We start from the raw sequence: 17,313 nt of genomic DNA, 5'->3' as shown, positions 1-17,313 counted from the left end.
TACGCGATTTTAAAACTGTCAGCGGCCGACCTGTACCTCCAAATTCTTCCAAAGTAATGGTGGGGTACAGGGGTGCAGGTGGAGAGTATGTAATTGCTGAATTGCGAGGGAGGTCAAAGACCGCCGAGATCCCGGAAGTATCAACGATGAGGGACAAAGAATATGGAGTATTTGGGACCGTACAGAGAGAGGTGGCGACCCGACAGCGAGAAACAAAAATGAGTGGTCAACCAATGGACGGGCCGGGCGTAAATGAGGTCGCAGTTTCTACTACCAAATTGTTTCAACAATAGCATATTTTGAGCAGAGTGCGTGCAGTCGTCGTCGGTCGAGTGAGGACAGACTACCATGGATTGAGTCGAGTGGTACCCCAGTATCGTGAACAGTACAATCGCCAGCTTTCATCATTATATATCAAATCCATATCATACTGAGAAGGTCTATTTGCACCAACAAGCGAGACGGAATTCTTTGTAGCTGGACTGGTATTAGACACGGATGGCGGCTCTCTTGAGGACGCCGAATTAGTCCACTCGCTCCGGGAGAACGCTCGATACCGTCTGTGAGGTGTTAAAAATCTTCGAGCCTCAATGTCGCTCAACTACTCGATTGCTTCGACTGTCGTAGTTTCACTCAGTCGCGTGAGCAGCGTCGTAGCCTTCTCGTTTGCACATTCTCGGGAAACGCCAGCGTCGACAAATCCTTCGATCACTCGAATGCGAATCTGATCTCCATCGAGTGAAGCCGACGGCTCAATGTAGCCACAGTCTTCGAAATACGTCTCGAGATCGTTGATCTTCCCAGTTTGGAATCGATTGACTTCCCCATCTCGTAGGGCGTCGATGACTCGCTCGCCATCGTTCCCGACAGACTCGGCGAGTGCCACCACTTCATCGATGAACCTACTGCTGACGGCACCTGACGATTCGAGGACTTGTCTCTCGACCGGTTTCCCACGGCCGACTTTCCACGCTGCTACGAACGCATCAAGCGCCTCTGCGTTCTGCCGGACCGGCTCTAAACGATCTGTCTCCTCTACCACAATCTCCTCACTCCCGCGTTCGAGGAGATTATTTAGTGGTCCCCATCGCTCGATCCCGAGTTCTAGCAGTTGGTGTAACAACTCGACGTCCTCAACGACGTACCAGAGGTGTGCTGTGCCAACCCCCTGATGGGGATCGAACGGTTCCACGCCGAGCGCGTCTCTATATGTGGCGTGGTCGTGGGCATCAGGACTGGGGAGGTCAGGCGTCAGGGTGACCCCGCCGTCTACGTCCGGAATTTGGACCGCTTTCTCGAGTCCCCGTGCGTTTGCCAAGTCGGTTACGTTGTGGTCGATGGTCGCTGTCTCTTCCAGTGCATTGAGCCACTTTGCCACCTCATCGCCTTGTGCGGTGAAATAGAATACCTGTCGACCGTCCCGGGCAAGCTCTATCATCGACTCGATAATCACAGTGGCCCTGTGGTCGTCGGTATTCGCTAATGTCTCATCGAGCAAGAGCGGGAGCTTGATGCCCTGCTCTTGTTGTTCGATGAACGCAATTCGGACGGCCAGCAGCACCTGCACCCGAGTCGCACTGGAAAGTTCGTCCAGTGCAAACCCCTTCTGTTTAGCCGTGTCGAAGGCTCGGAACGTCGTCTCTTCCTCGGCGAGATCCAACCGATAGCGCCCCCCTGTAATCGTCGTTAGGATTTCCCGAGCACGTTGAAACACCGCCGGTCTGCTCGCGTCCATCGTCGTCTCCTGAACGTGGTCGACGAGCACATCACCGACTGTCGAAGAATAATCGTCGTCGAATTGCTCTTGAAGAGCGTCCAACGCTCGTTCTTTCTCGGTGATCGCGTTCTCGACCGTATCGTCAGTCTTTGCGTCGTCTATTCTCGTCTCTATCTCAGTGATTTTGGTCTGAGTGTCGTCGTAGCCTGCCGCTGTCTCTTCTGCTTGACGTTGTTCCTCTCTGAGCTCGGGAATGGCTCGCTCTTTGAGGTCATGCTCGTACCCTGGGAGGTTCTCGAGCTTTCCTGCCTCGTTTTCTGCGAGAGCGCTCGCTGTTTCGACCGTGGTCTTTGCGTCTTCGAAGTCCTCAATCTGCTCACAGAGAGCTTGCAGTTCGTCGTGGTCTCCCGGAGCGAGGTCGAGCGTAGTAAAAATCTGATCTCGGTCCGAGCGTAGCTCCTCGACTTTTTCATTGGCCTCTGATATCGTTTGCTTGGCGCGTTCAAGGTCGCTTTGTGCAGTCTCGTGCTGACTGTTCCGCTGTTCAAGATTCCGGATAGCTTCTTTTGCGGCTGGCGCACTCTCGACATCCTCGTACCCGTACGGCTGTACTTTCGATTGAAGTTCGTTCTTCGCCGAATCGAGTTGTTCCTCGACAGCATCAAGTTCGTCTTGGAGTCTCACTACCTCGTCGTGGGCCTTCTGCCACTCCAGCACCCGTTTCGTAATTACGGTGAGTTCGACGTCGGTCGTGTCCGGGGCCGCACCCAAGCTCTCACGTAGTTTTGCCCGCGTCGCTTCGAGTGACTGCTTGTCTTCTTCAAGTTGGTCTCCGTTCGCTGTGAGAGCTTCACGTCGTTGGTCGCGTTCCACTGCGGGTTGCTGCTGTGCAATCGAGTCGTTGAGTTCAGTGAGGCGGGCTCGCACTCCATCTACCGTCCACGAATCCGGTACCCCCAACCTCGTCTGCTCGAAGGAGTCGCGATGTGGCTTCCGCGGATCACTCTCCTCATCAGTCGACGTACGAGATCGATGACCATACAGGAGCACGCCAGCAGCAGCAAGGAGCGTCACTAAGAGGACAGGATTGACTAGCACTCCGAGTGCGAGACCTGCCGCCGAGAGTAGTGCAGCAGAAACGAGAGCAACCCTGAATGCCGCGTCACCCCCGTTCGAAGCACTCGGTGAGGCCGTTGCCAACCATTCCTCAAGGAACTGACTCCCTCGTTGCAGCGTTTGAAGGTCCTGTTCGTGCTCTTCGTCGTTTTCGAGTAGTTCTTCGACAGCCGTCCGAGACTCCCGTTTCGCTCGTACTTCTTCTGCCTTCCGAGCGAACTTCGAGACATCTTTCCAACTCACCGGGTCAAGTTCACTCAAGTCATTCTTGGTGACGTCGAGCGGGATGTCGTTGCGCGCATTAGCCCTCTTACCTTTTGCACCGGTGAGTTCGCTTTTGAGGCTATCTGATCGGGTCTCGAACGACTCCAATTTATCTTGGAGCCCTTTCAGCTGTTGGAGCCTCCCATCGGGGAGACCATCCTCTGAGAGGCCAGCGTCTTCGAGTTCCTGCTCAGCTTCGTCTTTGGCATCTTCCGCCTTGGTTTTCTTCTCTGTCCACTCCTGAAGCTGCTCTTCGAGCTTCACAACCTCATCGGCTTCATCACCGTTGACGCGCTCCAATACCTCAGGAAACGCCTCCAGTTCTGCTTCGGCGGCTTCGAGCTTGTCCCGAGCCTCGACGTAACTGATCGCCTGTTCAAGCAGCTCGACTCGCTCCTTGGCTCGTCTGGCGTCCTCAAGATCGTCACGAAGTCTCGCAAGTTGATCTTGCTTCCGTCGTAACGTGCTAACGTTGCTTTGTGCGTCACGCAGGTCCTCAACGGCCTGTTCGGCATCCTTGACAACCCCTTTCCCACGGGTGATTGTGGAGTCGGCGTATCCGAGTTCGTCGCGTGCGTCAGCGAGGTCATACCCGCCAGCGGATTCCCGCTCGATAGTCTCGGCAAAGGTCGCGTTTCGGGTTTCTTGCTGGAGGAGGGTGTGAAGCGAGAGTCGGTAGCGATCGCGTTGGTCGACAGGCGGTAGATTCGGCCGATTGACATCCTTTCCATCCTGCTGATAGCTTGTACGACTGCCGTTCAACTCTACTCGCCACGCATCTCCATTGACTGAGAGACGGGCGACAAGTTCGGCATGGCCCTCGGTGGCCTCTGGCCAAAATAACCGCTCTATCGACTTGGCGACCGTCGTTTTTCCGGTCGCATTCGGGCCGTGGACGATATTGATCCCTGAACAGATGTCCTCAACAGCGAATCCCTCGGATTCAAAGCCAGGTGCCCGGCGAATGGTCAGCTCTTCGACGCCGATTGGGTCGTCCGTCATCGTTCGGCCTCCTTCTGATTCACTAATGTATCAAGTAAGACTTGGGCCTCCCGTTTGAGTACTGAAACAGCATCGTCCCGATTTGGTTGGTCGATGTCTGATTCTCGCCGAAGGATGTTGTACGCGTTCGTTCGGTGTGTCTGGCGCATCGCGTCCAGCGAGTTCTTTATGAGTGGCTCGTATTCGTCACTCGGTGCTCCATTTTCGAGTTCCAACAGTAGGTTCGCTACGTACGCGAGTGCGTCGTCGCCTTCTGCTCGCGTTTTGAGATCGACTTCAGGCTGAGTCTCGATGTCGATTGATTCGATGCGAACGTCGACAGAACCGGTTTTGGTTCCGAGTTGCTCTCGTATCGTCTGGCGTTGCTCGGTGAGGGCTGTATGTGCATTCGTTCGGCCAGTGAGGCAAACTCGGGCGAGGAAGAGGTCCAGGGCTCCGACACTGGACGAGGACTGGATGTAGTCGTGGATTTCATCCGATAGCAGTGGTGCAACAGCCTGTGGGTCATTCACGCCAGTTACGTCTACCTTGAGTTGGTCGTATCGGACGCTCGCCAAAGGAATCTGTTCGTGCGCGATAGCCCCGTCAGCATCTACGGTGAGTATCCACGGGCCATGCCTACCGGATTCGCCAGGGTCTAACGCCTGTGGTGATCCTGGGTAGAGTGTTACTGGGTCAGAGTCGATCCGAATGCCTGGACTGTGAATATGGCCGAGCAACCACGCAATCGCGTGGGTGTTTCGAAGCTCGCTCGATTGGACCGGGGCGTACTGACTCCCACGGGAATCTAACTCTGCGTGAAGGACGCCAATACAGGGAATGTCCCCCTCGGGTAGGTTGTATTCGTCAAACGGAGAGTCGTATACGTGTTCGTCCGGGAACGACCAGCCATCAAAATTCACGATGGGGTCGCCCTCCCGTTCGAGTGACCACCGTTCCCACGTTCCGTTTTCACCGAGCAAATGGAGATTTTCGAGGTCTAAGTCCTTCACAATCCGTGGTAACACGTCGAAGTCGTGGTTTCCAGCAATAGTAATCGTCGGAATTTCGGCCTCATCGAGGCGGATAGCACCGTCCTCAAAGGCGCCGTATGCTTCGAAGTATCGGTTCTCCCGGTCAGCGACATCACCAGTGACAACAACCGCGTCAACGTCACGGTCGATGGCTCGTTGGACCGTTTTACGCCAAACGGCTTTCGGAGAAAATTCCGGGCCACCTAATCGCTCGGGAATCCGACTGGGATGGCGGCCTAGATGAAGGTCGCCGGTACAAAGAATGGTAATATCATCATCGCTCATGCTGACACATTTCTGGATGAGATATTGTATTAACACTATATAAAATTGTAGATGGCTCGTAGTGTCTTCGGTTTTGAGGAGTTCTGCGGGGAGAAAAAGGAGTGGTGCACCGTGATGACGTCGAAAGCCCCCGTCCGCTCGCGGCCGCTCGGCAACATATCGCGACTCTCTCCGCACCGCCCGCTCTGCGATAGAGGTCACCGAGACGACCACGGCTAACGCGAGCGGACGGCCCCTTTCAATCCCGCCCTGTGGACTGGTCGGTCTACTTTTCGCGATGTCGTCTCTGTGTGTGCGCAGTGTACGCCCGCTCGCCGTCCACTTCGGCCGGGCCGTCGTTCGCTCCCTCCCGGACCGCCATCGGGTTAGTCGGTCGGTTCCTGCGCGCCGTCGGTGCTCGGAACTGCCCTCACTCCGTTCGGCGACAGACTAACTCCGCTGGCCACTCGGCCCGACCGGGACGGCGCGCGTGCTCGTTTGTGTATCCCTCTATGGCGCGCTCGCTTCGCGCCCAAGGGACGCTCGCGAAGGCGCAAGCGAGCGCGCGGAGGTGACGGATGAGTTGTGCAGTGGAAAGATGTGACTCGTGTAGTGGCGAGTGTCGGAAAAGACGCGGTAGTGGACGCGCCTTCGGAGTTGTAATCCAATGAGTAGTAAACACACGATCGGTCAAATAGTTTCGGTTGATGAACAGGCGATTGAATGTGACGAAGCAGAAATCGAGAGTGTTGAGGAGACACCTGAGCTGCGGCCGTCAGTTGAGCAGACGATCCAAGGGAAAGTCGATACAAATTATCCGGATGGGATTGGGCGTGGACTGACGTTAGCGGCAGAAGAGCGATTGGTGGCACGAGAGACGGAAATCACACGAACGCGAGAACGGTGGGATCGATCCCAAGATTCAAAGCGAGAAGTGCAGTGTCGGCGAGTATCGAAAGCAGTGAGTCGAGAGTGGCGCTGTGCGTTCCAGGAGCGGGCGGCGAGTGTGGATCCGTGGTGTGACCCGGAGAGAGGAGATCCTCGTGAGGAGTTGGCTCAAGAGCAGTTAGCAGCGGTGAACAAGCAAGCGATGCGGTTAGCGGAGAAGCTCGATGGGTGGTCGCGAGCAGCGATCAGTCGGCGGTTAGCTGAACGCGTCGTGGATGGGACAGGTGTGATGAGTGCGGTTGTGGGTGTGTACGAGGAATTGCGGACAGCCCCCGGGCAGGTGATTCCGATTGCGGATGTACAGGATGTGAATCGAAAGGAAGTGAGCATCGAGGGACAAGTTACCCAGCTGTGGACACCTGGCAGTCCGAAGATCCAGCAAGTTGGACTGATCGAAGACGACAGTGGTCGTGTCAAATTCACCGTGTGGCGAGCGTCACAGAAGACGATGGTTCGTGAGGGTGAAACCGTGCAGTTGCGGTCAGTCGCGAAGAATTGGTATGAGGGACGTGTCTCGGTGGCAGTGACTGGGTGGAGCGGTATCCATGTCCCCGAACGGGGTCGCTGGTGGGAATAGTCCGGTAGCGTGGATTTCTTTTTTTATTGTGTGCCGGACCAACCCAGCCCCCGCCGCCCCACCCTCCGCTCCGTGCTCGCGTCGCTGCGCGCGCAGCCACGACCGACGTTATCAAAGTTCCTGGGTTATATCCGATGCTGCGTTTCTTCCCTAGTAAGCCAAATGAATGGAAGCTAAGCGGACAATATCTTTATTCCTTGAACCCATCCACCCTAGTGGGCGACGTACCACCGCGTAGTGGGATGCGCGGTGTGTTATCGGAGATTGTCGTCCAGCTAGGGAAGTTTGAGAGTCGCCATCCTCCATCGGTGGCGTTGATACTCCCCTTTTGTGCCAAAACACCTGTTAATCAAATATCTGGGTAGGACTACAATTATTCGAATTCCTTTCTGACTTGCTGGAATTCATTCCCGCCGTGGACGGTAATTCCCTCACGGAAGATCTCTCGGAGTTTCGTGCGGGCACGCAGTGTGCTCTCTACGGATTCGACATACGATTCAAACTCGTAGCGATCACCGTCGAATTGTTCGTCTCCCAGCTCAGCAGCAACCTCTGTGACGATTCGTCGAGCGACAGTTCGATCCCCCTCGACGAGGACGAAGAGATCGATGTCGCTCTTCCGATCTGCTTTGCCCCGTGCAACGCTTCCAAACACAAGGACGCCAATGATGTCCTGGACCTCATCAGTGTCATCGAGAGCGTCTTGGATCCGCTGAACATACGTCCGAACCGGTTGATGAAACTCTGGTTGTTCGATGGCGAGGATGGGATCTGCCTTCTCTATATGCTCTGTATCGATGGAAACGTACTTTCGCTGTGTGGTCTCTCGGATCTGAATGATATCCAACTCAGTGAGCAACTCAAGTGCTCGCCAGACGGTTGATCGGGAATAGTCGGTTTCTCGACCAAGTTCTTTTAGCGTGAATTCTGTCTCATGAGCATCAATCAATATGCGGAGAATGTCGTCAGCGGCGCCGAGTCGGAAAATCCTGGACTCGTCGCCTGGATGAATTTGGATACATGCCCTTATACCTCGTTGCTCCTCGTCAATCATCGTTCGATTCTATGCAACAAGGTATAATAAGCGTTATGTCACTCGATGAGCTTCCAACGATGAGGAGAGAGATATGACTCTTAGAGACATTGTTTTCTGCCCCCAAGGGGTGCGGGGCACACTGCGTGCCTCGTGGAGCGAGTATGTCCAGTAACAACGTCCTATCCCAGCTGACGTTCACGAAACGAGTTGCAAAGCGCGCCCAGTACGAAGCCTTCGAATTTTCACTCACAACGAGGGGTGTTCGTGTTCGGAATACCAGTCACACAAAACCAGCGGATCACGAATATCTCGTTACTGTTCACAATGGAATACCGATTGCCTGTGAGTGTCCTGCTGATGCACGGTACGACGGTGCATGCAAACACCGCGTTGGCGTCGCAATTCGAACGCCACTCCTGCAAGCGGCAACAGACCACTCCCTCGTTGCAGACGGCGGGACACAAATTGAGAACAAACCTGAAACTCATGTAGAAGACAGCGATAGTGACCAGCCGGAGGACTGTGACTGTGCTGGGCTTGGTGGATTTCCGTGTTGGCCTTGTGTCCGATCCGGGCGTCGCGATCTCCCGGAAGAGTAGTGCAAATCCTGTGTGAATCTGCGCTTCTTGCAGGAGGATTTTATTGGCGCCGGCGATGGGTGCCGGCGCAGAATGAGGTGTTGGATGATAGAGTTGTGTCGGATCAATTCGTCGGCGAGGTGACCAAAATGCACCAGATAATTTACGCACTCGTAGAAGCATCGACTGAAGACACCGCACTCGCATGCGGAAAATCAGCATTCGACCGGCTCGTCGGCGCTGGTCCCGACAATACTGCCATCTTTGATTACTATGTGATGTTCGATGACGAGCGGTCGTCCGTCGCGGGCAAGGCCCGGTGGGGCGAGCTTCCGGTCGTCGCACCAGTGGACTCGGACGACGGTGAAAAACTCTTAGAACGTGGCTGGGAGGCAACCAGGCAAGAGTTCGAACGGAATCTCGAGCGGGTAAGAACGGCGGTCACCGAGTTCAGTGATGAGGAACTCATGCACGACAAAGATCTCGCCCGCCACGCCTGTTACAATCTTGGCGCATATCGTGGCCCATCGCTCTACCTGTACACCGAATTCGGCGACGCGATTCGCAATCGTGACCACCTTGAGCACGTACTTAATGCCGACGAACAGGTGTGGATCATCCCGGCAGATGTCCACTACTAAGACCACTCCTACTGACCGAATCGAGAGACGATGGGTCTGGGATCGACGTAGTTCGTGCCAACGCTACGTTCCTTCGTCGGGGGTTACATCGAATGCATTGAGTACGCAGGCGAGCAGGCTGTAATAGCCGATCGTTGCGGTCAAGTCGGTTATTCCCTGGACGCCGAAATGGTCTTTCGCCGTGTGGAAGAGGGTGTCTGGAACCTCGTGATCTCGAAGCAGTACCCGTCCGTATCGGACGATTATAGCCTCCGTTACAGTCAGGGTATCGACGCTTCGTCGGTCAGTCACAATCTCGAGAGCCTCGTCTCGAACACCCGCTTCACGAGCGAGCGGTTCGTGGACTGCCCACTCGTAGGCGCAGTCGAACTCTCTCGCGGTCGTAAGGATCGCCAGCTCTCGCTCCTGGTCAGACAGTTGACTCTCGAAGCGAATGTACGTCCCAAGATGACCGACCCTCCCACCGACTTCTGGACTATTCAGGAGGACGGCAAATGGCCCGCTTACCTGCCCTCGACTCTCTTCAATGAGGTCGAAATTGTGACGGTGGCCTTCCGGAATCTCCTCTCTATTCGTGATAGCTGAAACTCTAGGCACGTGGTCGTCCATGCATTCTGTGGCCAGACGACGTCGATGTGTAAATAGTTGTTCTGAGCGGACGTCCGTAATTGGTTTTCGGTTTCGCTGTAGAGACAACAAAACAGGAACTACCTGTATCTTGTTCAGTTTGTCGGGACTGATCGCGATCGCTATGTCCGGTTGTGGAACAGTAGTTCAGTGCCTCTTGTCTGATTGCTGGCTGTCAGGGACATGGCCGGTATTCTGTGCGAACTGCTACTACAGCAGCTGCCAGTGGTGGCAATCTGTCAGTGAGTTCTAGGCGGGAGTGATTGATCACTCCGAAAGCCCCGGAGCACTCGATGTCCGTGCCTCGCTGCGTTCTTCACTCCGTTGTGGTGCTTGCATCGTCGGAAATGCATCGAGCGCCCGGCCCCCTTTCAGTCCCACCTGGTTTGGTAGTCGTGGTGGCTTCTCTCACTGTTTGACTGGTGCGATGAGTACGGCATGCCTCGCCGTTGCCGCCCGCCCAATTTGTCTGTCTCTTGGATGAGACGGCGAACAGCCAGCACGGTGATTAGCCGACGCTGGTAGCGGCGGTTGCTATAAAAACGCACCATATACTCACGCGGCAGCCGAACAGAGGTGAATTGATCCGATGACGTGGCGGTTTTTCGAACGAGGGCACGAATTGTGTGGACGATTCCGCGATCATGGTGACACACGGGTTCGACTCTGGCTCCGTTTTCACCCGATTAAGACTTCCGTGAATCATTCGTCAGCACAGTCTTAGAAACACTATCGAACACTGGATCAGGGACTCAAACGCCAAATCGACATTTTCTGTACTTCGTTTTCTGGTCACGACATTGTAACTATCACCGACTGACTGCAGCAATTCGCTTGGGTAGAGAATATGCAACTAATCTAATAGTACTGTTAGTAGTTGGATGATAATTAAATATTTGGTTACTGTTGTTGCACTGCATGGCTTCACCGGGGACAGTCCGATTGATGACCGACCTCTGGGAGGACTCGTTGGATGGGATTTATCCGACCGTCGACATCGAAACAGGCGAGGTCACATATCCTGAAGCGACAGCTCGCCTCGACGAACGCGACGACTCTACCTTCGAAGTGTTGGAAACGCTCGCAGAACAAGACCGGCTGCATCGAGAGTTTCAAGAGAAACAGTATATCTGTCCTCACTGTGAGACGAAGGGAATGCAGTATACGTCCGCTTGTCCGTCTTGTGACTCTCCAGAGACGATTCGGACGGAGCGATATCGTCATGTCGAGTGTGGTTACGAAGGGATACACGACCAATTCGTCGATGATGACGGCGTCGTTTGTCCAAAGTGTGAAATGGTTCTCGAATCGCATGATTATTTGAAATCAGAGACTGCAAATTTCTGCCAAAACTGCGATACGATATTCGAAACAGCGAAACACCGACTTCTGTGCAGAGACTGCCGTCTTATCGCCCAACCGACACGGGCAACCGAACGAATCCTCTACCAATACCATCTCACAGACCAGGGAGCAAAGTGGATCGAAGAACAATTAACCGCACGACAGTTGGTCGCCGAGACATTGCAAAACAGAACGCTGCGGACGGAGATAGATACGACCGTGACTAATGGGTCGGGCGAGGAGGTTCCAGTTCACGTCTTTGGGCAGGACGAACTACTAAATGACCACGTCGTCGCTGCGGTACACGAACGACCGGATGAGGGTGACATTACAAACCTTCTCGCGATCGCGGTAGACGTGGACGCACATGCAATGGTGGTCACGACATCTGGAACGGTCGTCGGAGAAGATATCGACCAGCTCATCACCGATGATCAGGTGACGATTCTGCAGTTGACGAAAGACGATACGCTTCAACGTGAATACGAAATCATCTCTGATCCAACCGCACGAAACTCAATCATCGCTCGTATCGCCAACATCTTTGAACCGCAAACCGGATAGAGACCGATGACCAGCCAACGTTCACGAGGATAAGAACTGCCGCTATGAACATTGCCTTCACAGTGACTCCTCTCCGCCCTGACGGACGGGGTTTTAGCGCCTGCAATCCAGATAACAGCGCGGAAGCCCACAACTTCAGTCGTGGGTAGCTGACTCGGGAGAAACAGTCAGTGACGGAAAATACGTCTGGTAGAATGCATTGTCGAAGGAAATGAGTGCATCAGCGTCAGCGACAGCGTGACCACCGATGACGAAATCTGCGGCAATATGCTGGCGCGGGGCGAGATCTTCGCCGCACTCCTCGCAGGTGACGATCTGTTTCGTGCCACACGAGGGGCATTGGAGGCCATTAGGTCGGTTCTTGGTGTACTGTTGGAACTGTTCGCCAGCCCGAAACAGGGCCGCTTCGGATGGCTCTACAAGCTGTATGCTGAAGTCCTTCAGGAATTGAGTGAGTTCAGACGCGGTATCGAAATGCCCGTCAGCCGCGAGTTCGGCGTAGACGACCGACGTGACGACGACTCGTCCTTCTTGGTAGGCACGCCGGAGCTCTGCTTCACTGGTGTCGGCGTAGTCATCCTCGTAGAGTAATGCGAGCAAGGCGTTCGTGTCGACTGCCGTCGTCACACGTCAACCTCTGAGTTAGCGTCTTCATCCGTCTCGTCGTCGACGTCTCTGGGGTATTCACCGCGAAGCCGGCGCATCCGCTCGGGCATCGTCTCGTCGGTCTCGGCGCTCCCTCGATACTTCTCGAAGGGGTTGTCGCCCTCCGCAGTGGTCGGTTCTTCCTTCTGGATCATGTAGCCGGAATCGGTCTTCTCGAAGGCGAGTTCGTCACCTGGCTCAATCCCGAGTGCGTCGCGAATCTCCTTCGGAATAGTGACCTGGCCTTTGGTGGTGACACGTGGCATCGTCCTCGTTACTGACTACAGGGTAATACCTAATGAGTATTACTGTGAATATCCAACCTACGCTACTCTATGAGGACCTGTTTTGGCCGATTTACCTCGCGTAGAACCCGGGAGGAAGTATTCTCTACGGCGCGTGGTGCTGGAGGAGTTGGCTCAGGAGCAGCTGGCGGCAGTGAACACGCAAGCGATGCGGTTAACGAAGAAACTCGATGGGTGGTCGCGAGCAGCGATCAGTCGGCGATTGGCCGAACAGGTTGTGAATGGGACAGGCGTGATGAGTGCAGTCGTCAGGGTGTACGAGGAATTGCGGGCAGCCCCTGGGCAGGTGATTCCGATCGCGGATATACAGGTTGTGAATCGGAAGGAGGTGAGCATCAAAGGAACGATCACCCAGCTATGGAAGCCATCGAATCCAAGCATTGCCCAAGTTGGACTTATCGAAGATGAGAGTGGGCGAACGAAGTTCACGAGCTGGAAAGCGTCGGATGCCCCCTGGATGGAAGAAGGTGAGCAAGTGTGCATTCACGGTGCGGCGAAAAACTGGTACAACGGGCGCGTCTCGATAGCCCTGACTGGGTGGAGTACTGTGCATTTCCCCGAGCGCGATCAGTGGTGGGAGTAACTGGATCTCGCAGCTTTTATTCTATAATACAATACTTGCAGCTATCCAGACGAGCACGAGAAGCCCAATCCAAGAGAGTAATTGAATCGTCAACACTAGACGGAGGTACACTTTTCGTTGGCGTGTTGCCATGGTACCAATTACCACTGTGAGTGTATTAGTTATAGGGGTTTCAAACTCTACGAAATACCGACATCACCCACTATACTCTTCATCTACGCTGGTGGGGTGATGAGTGATCAAGGCCGTCGTGTATCAATAACTGCCTTTATGAACATCAGCGAGAAAACTATTATCAAGAACTACGCAATGTACGTAAATTATTGATCTGTAGTACTAGTATTGAATACTAGCTTAGGTGCGGAGGATCATTCCCGCTGCTTTCCTCATATTGTGGTTGTCACTCCCATTATTGCGATTATTACTTTTACTATCACTCGTATTAACCGCAGCTGCTTCGGCTTTTTGAACGTTCGTGTTCACTTGATAGTTAGCTTGTTCTGCCGTCGCATTGCCATCGTTTATAGCGAAAGCAATAGCACTGAGCTGTTCATTGACATTCAGCTGTTCAACAAACTGAACCTGCGTAATATCAACGTCAGCTGCCTGCTGAGTAGTCTGCTTGCCATTATCGTATGCGACCGCCCAGGAGTCGTCACCTTTGATATCCGTACCCTTCATCACCTTACACGCCTTGTACTGCCCTGTATCAATATTTAGCGCAGTTGCTTCGGCAACCTGCGCATTGAGGTTTGCCTGGTAGTTAACTTGCGTCGCCGTCGCCGAACTATCATCAAGTGCGACGGCAACGGCTGTGTTCTGCTCATTGACGTTCAGTTGACTAACCTCTTGGAACTGCTCGATATTGGCTGACGCAGTCTGTATATTGGACTGATCCGATCCATTTTTTGAATGCGTCATATCCTTCTTCGAGAAATCACCCTTCATCTTTGCGCTCGCAGTGACTTCCTTGAGTGATTTCGGATCGATGTTAACTGCCGTGGCAGTGGCAAGCTGCTTATTCACATTGAACTGGCAGCTAATCTGCCAAGCTTTTGCGACGCTTCCCTCACCAATAGCAATCGCGATTGCGACACCCTGCTCGCTGGCGTTCAACTGATCAACGGTCTGGGACTGTTCAACTGACGATTCAGCACTCTGAGAATCACCTTTGCCAACGTTGGCTGCGACCGCGTCAGCAGTCTGGACGTTCTTGTTCTTCTGATAGCTCCGTTGATACGCCCGCGAATAGCTGCCGCCTTCCGAGATAGCGACAGCAGTACTTTGGGTACTATAGTTAGCCTGCTCAACCTCTTGCACTTGGTCGACCGTTGCCTCAGCAGACTGCTCGCTCTGATATGCATCGTCGCTGATGACCCATCCAGAAAATTCCCGGCAGTTCGTTTCTTCTGCGAAGACTACATATGCGTTCCCGACATCTTTGAATGTCTGCTTCTCTTTTTCCTGCGATTCGTTTATCGACTGTGCGCTCCCGGCCTGCGTGTTTTCATTATTCTGGTAGGTGCGCTGAATTGCGTCTGCTTCACCACCATCAATGGAGATAGCAACGGCCACACCCTGCTGAGTGATATTCAGCTGGGAGACATCCTGAAACTGGATGACTTCCGCCGAGGATTGTTGCGAATTTGCTTTGATGTCACATTTGTTATTTTCGACCCACGATTCAAGGTCGGTTGATGACGTATCAGCACCGAAGACGAGGAAGATATCGTCCCCATCTACGTGCGTAGTATTATTCGAGGCGGCACGTGAGCGGCCAGAGGCGCTAGAAAGGAGGCTAGCGCCTATGCCGGTTGCTGCGATTCCTTTTAGGTACCCTCTTCGATTAACCTTCCCACTAAGTCTATTGGTTTCCATCATGTTGCGACATAGCAGAAGACCAGATCACACTTTGTTATGAGTAGTCTGAATGCGGTATTAGGTAGTAATCACCGATTACAACTACCATTAGACGTAGTAATTTCAGATGAGCCTACCAAGAGTCTCCAACCTTCACATTTCTTAAATTGCATATTAAATACGACATATACTAAGTACAGCACCAGTGCTCATTACTGGAATAGAAAACTAACAACCCACTGAATGAACATTTCTTCCGATATTAGCGTCGTGTTAGCGGTGTCTAACTATTATTCTACCACAAGGGAATAACGGTGGGAAACACGCAATAGTGCAGTACGTTAGCATAGTACTGTTGTTTTGACGATTCGGTCAGAATTGCCTTTTATAGCCACAGTAATTTTGAACTCGAAGTAGAGCCAAGCAAGTAGAATAGCCGACAAATCACCAGCAGCAACTAAGAATAATGACCGACTCAAAAAGCGGCACCTTGGGCACAGGGAATCTGGACTCCAATGTCGTGTTTGCGGTGGATACGGCGCTCCCTGGGAAAACCTCTGAGACAGCGATCATTGCAGATATCACGAAAGACAATGCATGGATCGCGATCGACAGTGCAGCTGCAGCAGAACTGGATGCATGGCGATGAACAATCGCATTCGCCCCCATTAGTAGAAACTACATCCAGATTACTGAGAACGGGAACGCCATTCGAGACGAGCTGACTTTGCTAGTGGTGACGAATATCCCTACCGCTGTGCTCATGCTGTCTGGCGAAAGTGAGGCCGCACCGTTATGACCGTGTTACACCCGGGGCACCGATACACGGAGTATAGCCGATTGGTTGTTGAGAGGGATTTCTGCTAGATGTGCCAATCCCCGCTTGGTGGACTTTCATGGTCACACGACGGACAACTGAGGAGAGCTTTTCGATTGCGTGTGCGGTTGCTGGAGGACGCTGGGACAATCCAAGGGGGCATCAGTGAAGGGGAGCGTACGAACGCGAGTAAAAATGGCGGCCCACATTACAAAAATCGCATGTGATTGCCGAACGCTTCCTCAGTGAGACCGCGATCACGGTCTTCCAGCACGAGACCCGTGGCTGAATACTCAAATAACGCACGTCGTTTGCGTCGTTTTCTTTTTTGTTGGTTTCAGTTCGCAGTACAAGTGGAACGTGAGCAGATCGTCCGAAATGCGTGCGATAATACGCTGAAGATTTATTTGTTGATCTCCTAGCGACAGATAGGCGAATGAGCGTAGTTGATGATCTCACTACAGACGAACAACGAGCATACGAACTAATCAGCTCTCGCGATGGGCTCCTCCAAAGCGAGTTCTGGAAGGAACTCGATGTAACGAGTCGCAAAGGTAGCCGTCTTGCAACCTCGCTGGAGGAAAAGGACCTCCTCAAACGGGAGCAGACAACGAGTAATGGACACCGAACCTATCTACTAGAGCTGACAAATGGGGATTCTCCTATCCCCACCCAGAAAGAGAGCGAACACGCAAAAGACGTATCCCAAGATACATCGGATGATCTCAGAACACGTGCAGCAGCACTCATTGCCGATCGAGAGGGTATCTACCAGAGCGAGCTGTGGAAGGAACTTGATGTAAGTAGCCGAACCGGCAGCCGTCTCGCAACCAGCCTGGAGGAAGCAGGAGTAATTCAACGAGAAGAAGCGACCTACAATGGACAGCGAACGTATCTCCTTCTCCCGGCAACAAAGGATCTCGACTTCTCGCTCCTCACGGCAGGGGACATGCTCTCTCCACTGATCGAGAACGAAGAAGAGATTGACCCAATTGACTCTGAGGCGTTTACGCAGTGGATCTTACAGCTTGCACAGGAAGAGCGCTAATTGCTCTTTCCCCTCTGTGACCCGCCTCGGGGCGTGACTCAGAGGCACTCGGCCCGCTCCGCCTGTAGAGAGGGGCCAGTATCGGTGAGCTGGCAGTTACTCAGGATGTAGGTATGGGAGTTAATTTCCTTCAAGTATCGTTGTGACGCGATGGAGGAGGCGTTCTAGCTGCAATTCTTCTCCCTCCCACCATATTGAATGATGGTACTTTGCGAGAACCGCCTGGATCGCTTCGAGCTGAGCGATGGAGAACTGCGTGCCACCAGCGTCGAGCGTTTCGAACGATTGGAAGACCTCAAGTGGTGGCGGATCAATGACGCTCATGTCGTCGGCAGTCGTTTCTCGATCGATTCGATGGAGGAGC

Annotated in this window: 15 protein-coding genes and 1 pseudogene; 7 read left to right on the top strand and 9 right to left on the bottom strand. The window is 53.5% G+C overall.

What is annotated here, in order from left to right:
- Positions 1-601: 601 nt before the first annotated feature.
- The gene (locus LIX00_RS24410; RefSeq protein WP_227357545.1) at positions 602-4,099 is read right to left on the bottom strand and encodes an AAA family ATPase; all 3,498 of its coding nucleotides are present in this window, start codon (positions 4,097-4,099) and stop codon (positions 602-604) included.
- Entirely contained in the window at positions 4,096-5,397 is a 1,302-nt protein-coding gene (locus LIX00_RS24405; RefSeq protein ID WP_227357544.1) for a metallophosphoesterase family protein, read from the bottom strand. Before LIX00_RS24405 ends, LIX00_RS24410 begins: the two co-directional genes overlap by 4 nt.
- A 646-nt stretch (positions 5,398-6,043) precedes the next feature.
- On the opposite strand from LIX00_RS24405, the gene LIX00_RS24400 reads away from it, so the two are divergent.
- Positions 6,044-6,901, top strand: coding sequence for a DNA-binding protein (locus LIX00_RS24400; RefSeq protein ID WP_227357543.1), 858 nt, complete (start codon positions 6,044-6,046; stop codon positions 6,899-6,901).
- Between the two features lie 373 nt (positions 6,902-7,274).
- Here LIX00_RS24400 and LIX00_RS24395 read toward each other — a convergent pair whose 3' ends face one another.
- On the bottom strand, positions 7,275-7,955 hold the full coding sequence (locus LIX00_RS24395; protein WP_227357542.1) for a nucleotidyltransferase domain-containing protein: 681 nt from the start codon (positions 7,953-7,955) through the stop codon (positions 7,275-7,277).
- A gap of 143 nt (positions 7,956-8,098) precedes the next feature.
- On the opposite strand from LIX00_RS24395, the gene LIX00_RS24390 reads away from it, so the two are divergent.
- Both LIX00_RS24390 and LIX00_RS24385 read left to right on the top strand, forming a co-directional pair.
- Positions 8,099-8,536: an SWIM zinc finger family protein gene (locus LIX00_RS24390; protein ID WP_227357541.1), complete on the top strand. Its 438-nt coding sequence runs from the start codon at positions 8,099-8,101 to the stop codon at positions 8,534-8,536.
- Between the two features lie 128 nt (positions 8,537-8,664).
- Positions 8,665-9,156, top strand: coding sequence for a DUF7995 family protein (locus LIX00_RS24385; protein WP_227357660.1), 492 nt, complete (start codon positions 8,665-8,667; stop codon positions 9,154-9,156).
- A 63-nt stretch (positions 9,157-9,219) separates the two neighbouring features.
- Here LIX00_RS24385 and LIX00_RS24380 read toward each other — a convergent pair whose 3' ends face one another.
- Entirely contained in the window at positions 9,220-9,765 is a 546-nt protein-coding gene (locus LIX00_RS24380) for a carboxymuconolactone decarboxylase family protein (protein WP_227357540.1), read from the bottom strand.
- A 963-nt stretch (positions 9,766-10,728) separates the two neighbouring features.
- Between LIX00_RS24380 and LIX00_RS24375 the strand changes: the two genes are divergently transcribed.
- Entirely contained in the window at positions 10,729-11,691 is a 963-nt protein-coding gene (locus LIX00_RS24375) for a TackOD1 domain-containing metal-binding protein (protein WP_255679379.1), read from the top strand.
- Positions 11,692-11,826: 135 nt separating this feature from the next.
- Here LIX00_RS24375 and LIX00_RS24370 read toward each other — a convergent pair whose 3' ends face one another.
- A complete protein-coding gene (locus LIX00_RS24370; protein ID WP_227357538.1) occupies positions 11,827-12,318 on the bottom strand; it encodes a PIN domain-containing protein in 492 nt (163 codons plus the stop codon).
- Positions 12,315-12,602 (bottom strand): AbrB/MazE/SpoVT family DNA-binding domain-containing protein, encoded by a 288-nt coding sequence (locus LIX00_RS24365; protein WP_227357537.1) that lies wholly within the window; start codon positions 12,600-12,602, stop codon positions 12,315-12,317. The genes LIX00_RS24370 and LIX00_RS24365 overlap by 4 nt, the downstream gene beginning before the upstream one ends.
- 145 nt (positions 12,603-12,747) lie before the next feature.
- Here LIX00_RS24365 and LIX00_RS24360 point away from each other — a divergent pair.
- Positions 12,748-13,224: pseudogene (locus LIX00_RS24360) on the top strand (DNA-binding protein); the annotation flags it as partial.
- A gap of 354 nt (positions 13,225-13,578) precedes the next feature.
- Here the strand turns inward: LIX00_RS24360 and LIX00_RS24355 are convergent.
- On the bottom strand, positions 13,579-15,102 hold the full coding sequence (locus tag LIX00_RS24355) for a hypothetical protein (RefSeq protein ID WP_227357536.1): 1,524 nt from the start codon (positions 15,100-15,102) through the stop codon (positions 13,579-13,581).
- A 448-nt stretch (positions 15,103-15,550) separates the two neighbouring features.
- Here LIX00_RS24355 and LIX00_RS24350 point away from each other — a divergent pair, with 448 nt between their 5' ends.
- Positions 15,551-15,733 carry a DUF7556 family protein gene (locus LIX00_RS24350; protein WP_227357535.1) on the top strand — a complete coding sequence of 61 codons (183 nt, stop codon included), beginning with the start codon at positions 15,551-15,553 and terminating at the stop codon, positions 15,731-15,733.
- A 214-nt stretch (positions 15,734-15,947) separates the two neighbouring features.
- Here the strand turns inward: LIX00_RS24350 and LIX00_RS26580 are convergent, their stop codons facing one another.
- Positions 15,948-16,064, bottom strand: a complete 117-nt coding sequence (locus tag LIX00_RS26580; RefSeq protein ID WP_497007362.1) for a DUF8106 domain-containing protein — start codon at positions 16,062-16,064, stop codon at positions 15,948-15,950.
- Positions 16,065-16,649: 585 nt separating this feature from the next.
- Between LIX00_RS26580 and LIX00_RS24345 the strand changes: the two genes are divergently transcribed.
- Positions 16,650-16,949: a helix-turn-helix transcriptional regulator gene (locus LIX00_RS24345; protein WP_227357659.1), complete on the top strand. Its 300-nt coding sequence runs from the start codon at positions 16,650-16,652 to the stop codon at positions 16,947-16,949.
- A gap of 120 nt (positions 16,950-17,069) precedes the next feature.
- Here the strand turns inward: LIX00_RS24345 and LIX00_RS24340 are convergent, their stop codons facing one another.
- A complete protein-coding gene (locus LIX00_RS24340) occupies positions 17,070-17,273 on the bottom strand; it encodes a DUF7853 family protein (protein ID WP_227357534.1) in 204 nt (67 codons plus the stop codon).
- Positions 17,274-17,313 lie beyond the last annotated feature (40 nt).

Source organism: Haladaptatus salinisoli (genome assembly GCF_020614375.1).
Lineage (GTDB): Archaea > Halobacteriota > Halobacteria > Halobacteriales > Haladaptataceae > Haladaptatus > Haladaptatus salinisoli.
The sequence above is the reverse complement of the archived record's forward strand: the minus strand, read 5'-3'. Positions and strand labels throughout refer to the sequence as shown.

Excerpts from the sequence above, each read along its gene's own strand:
- LIX00_RS24385 (WP_227357660.1), top strand. The coding sequence starts at position 8,665 with ATGCACCAGATAATTTACGCACTCGTAGAAGCATCGACTGAAGACACC.
- LIX00_RS24400 (WP_227357543.1), top strand. The coding sequence starts at position 6,044 with ATGAGTAGTAAACACACGATCGGTCAAATAGTTTCGGTTGATGAACAG.
- LIX00_RS24340 (WP_227357534.1), bottom strand. The coding sequence starts at position 17,273 with ATGAGCGTCATTGATCCGCCACCACTTGAGGTCTTCCAATCGTTCGAA.
- LIX00_RS24375 (WP_255679379.1), top strand. The coding sequence starts at position 10,729 with ATGACCGACCTCTGGGAGGACTCGTTGGATGGGATTTATCCGACCGTC.
- LIX00_RS24410 (WP_227357545.1), bottom strand. The coding sequence starts at position 4,099 with ATGACGGACGACCCAATCGGCGTCGAAGAGCTGACCATTCGCCGGGCA.
- LIX00_RS24365 (WP_227357537.1), bottom strand. The coding sequence starts at position 12,602 with ATGCCACGTGTCACCACCAAAGGCCAGGTCACTATTCCGAAGGAGATT.
- LIX00_RS24390 (WP_227357541.1), top strand. The coding sequence starts at position 8,099 with ATGTCCAGTAACAACGTCCTATCCCAGCTGACGTTCACGAAACGAGTT.
- LIX00_RS24405 (WP_227357544.1), bottom strand. The coding sequence starts at position 5,397 with ATGAGCGATGATGATATTACCATTCTTTGTACCGGCGACCTTCATCTA.
- LIX00_RS24350 (WP_227357535.1), top strand. The coding sequence starts at position 15,551 with ATGACCGACTCAAAAAGCGGCACCTTGGGCACAGGGAATCTGGACTCC.
- LIX00_RS26580 (WP_497007362.1), bottom strand. The coding sequence starts at position 16,064 with ATGCCCCCTTGGATTGTCCCAGCGTCCTCCAGCAACCGCACACGCAAT.
- LIX00_RS24395 (WP_227357542.1), bottom strand. The coding sequence starts at position 7,955 with ATGATTGACGAGGAGCAACGAGGTATAAGGGCATGTATCCAAATTCAT.
- LIX00_RS24380 (WP_227357540.1), bottom strand. The coding sequence starts at position 9,765 with ATGGACGACCACGTGCCTAGAGTTTCAGCTATCACGAATAGAGAGGAG.
- LIX00_RS24355 (WP_227357536.1), bottom strand. The coding sequence starts at position 15,102 with ATGGAAACCAATAGACTTAGTGGGAAGGTTAATCGAAGAGGGTACCTA.